2 protein-coding genes and 1 pseudogene are annotated in these 1,621 nt (G+C 72.4%); 2 read left to right on the top strand and 1 reads right to left on the bottom strand.

Translation table 11 applies throughout. The annotated features are described in order from the left end of the window. A pseudogene (locus ACFQ36_RS22565) lies at nt 1-78 on the top strand (AzlD domain-containing protein); the annotation flags it as partial. 77 nt (nt 79-155) lie between these two features. On the opposite strand, the gene ACFQ36_RS22560 reads toward ACFQ36_RS22565, so the two are convergent. After that, nucleotides 156-953: a dioxygenase gene (locus ACFQ36_RS22560; protein ID WP_377017790.1), complete on the bottom strand. Its 798-nt coding sequence runs from the start codon at nt 951-953 to the stop codon at nt 156-158. A 71-nt stretch (nt 954-1,024) separates the two neighbouring features. Here ACFQ36_RS22560 and ACFQ36_RS22555 point away from each other — a divergent pair. After that, nucleotides 1,025-1,621: NUDIX domain-containing protein (locus tag ACFQ36_RS22555; protein WP_377017788.1), on the top strand; the 597-nt coding region annotated here is incomplete at its 3' end.

Raw genomic sequence — 1,621 nt, 5'->3', positions numbered from 1 at the left:
CTGCGCGCGCCGTTCCTCGTCGTCGTGATCGTCGGGGCCGCCGCCGCGGCGCTGCTGCGGCTGGCCGGCTGGGGCTGAGCGTTCAGCCGCCGCCCGTCCCTCCCAGGCCCGGGGCGGGGCCCCTGCGGCTTCTCTGCGGAGCGCTCCGGGTAACCCTAGGCCAGCGTCCAGGAGCGCTTGGAGAGCCCGAACCAGAACCCCTCGATGGCGGTCCTGGCCTCGATCCCGCCGGAGGCATGGGCCGCGCCGAGGGCCACGTACAGCGGGGCCCAGTGCTCCGAGCGCGGGTGCGCCTCGCGGGCGGCCGGGGCCTTGTGCACAAAGTCCAGGATCGCGTCCACGTCGCCGCGGGCCATGGCTTCCTCGGCCCAGTGGTCGAACTCGCTGGAGGCGGCCGGCGGGGTTCCGTCCGGGCCGGCGGCCGGGTTGAACCAGCGCAGGTTGTGGGTGGTGAAGCCGGAGCCGACAATCAGCGTGCCGCGCTCGCGCAGCGGGGCGAGCGTCCGGCCCAGCTCGAACAGGCCCTGCGGGTCCAGTGTGGGCATGGACATCTGCACCACCGGCACGTCCGCGGCCGGGAACATCTCCTTCAGCGGCACGTACGCGCCGTGGTCCAGGCCGCGGGTTTCGTCACGCTCCACATGGTGGCCGTGGTTGCCGACCAGCTTGGCGACCTCGCCGGCCAGTTCGGGCGCCAGCGGGGCGTCGTAGCGCACGTCGTAGTACTTCTGCGGGAAGCCCCAGAAGTCGTAGACCAGCTCGGTGGGCCGCCGGGTGGCGCTGAGCGTGACGGGGGCGTTCTCCCAGTGCGCGGACACCATGAGGATGTCCCGGGGCTTGCCGAAGGACCCGGACCAGTCCGCGAGCTCGCGGGTCCAGCGGGCATCGTCGGCCAGCGGCGGGGCGCCGTGGCTGAGGAAGAGTACCGGGGGGCGTTCAATGGTCTGCGTCATGGAACGAGTGTAGGCCTATTTGGTTGAAGATTCAAGTAACTTATTCCCGGAATTCATGGCAAGCTAGGGGAATGACCGTCGGTGACACCCGGCCGCCCTTCAGCGGCCCCCGCGACCCCGGGGATGCATGGGCCGTGGGCCCGGACGGCACCCGGATGTGGGGCCGGTTCGGCTCGGCCGGACTGCTGGTAGTGGACCGCGACCGCGGCGTGCTGATGCAGCACCGCGCCCAGTGGAGCCACTTCGGCGGCACCTGGGGCATCCCCGGCGGCGCCCGGCACCAGGGCGAGGCCGCGGTCGACGCCGCGCTGCGCGAATCGCACGAGGAGGCCGGCGTGCCCGCCGACGCGCTCGAGCCGCTGTTCACCCAGGTGCTCGACCTCGGCTTCTGGACCTATACAACGGCGGTGGCCTGGGCCGTCCGGCCGTTCGAGCCGCAGATCACGGACGCCGAAAGCCTCGAACTGGCCTGGATCCCCGTCAACAAGGTCGACGAACTGCCGCTGCACCCGAAGTTCGCCGACGCCTGGCCGTACCTGAAGCCCATGCTCGCGCGCCGGCCGGCGCTGGTGGTGGATGCCGCCAACGTGATCGGCGCCCGTCCTGACGGCTGGTGGCGGGACCGGGCCGGCGCGGCCCGCCGCCTGATCGAGGACCAGGCGGGTGCC

This window comes from Arthrobacter sp. GCM10027362 (genome assembly GCF_042679445.1).
Taxonomy (GTDB): domain Bacteria; phylum Actinomycetota; class Actinomycetes; order Actinomycetales; family Micrococcaceae; genus Crystallibacter.
This window is presented reverse-complemented; position numbering and strand designations above follow the sequence as displayed.

What these genes read in the sequence shown, in the direction of transcription:
- ACFQ36_RS22560 (WP_377017790.1), bottom strand. Translation starts at nt 953, where the DNA reads ATGACGCAGACCATTGAACGCCCCCCGGTACTCTTCCTCAGCCACGGC.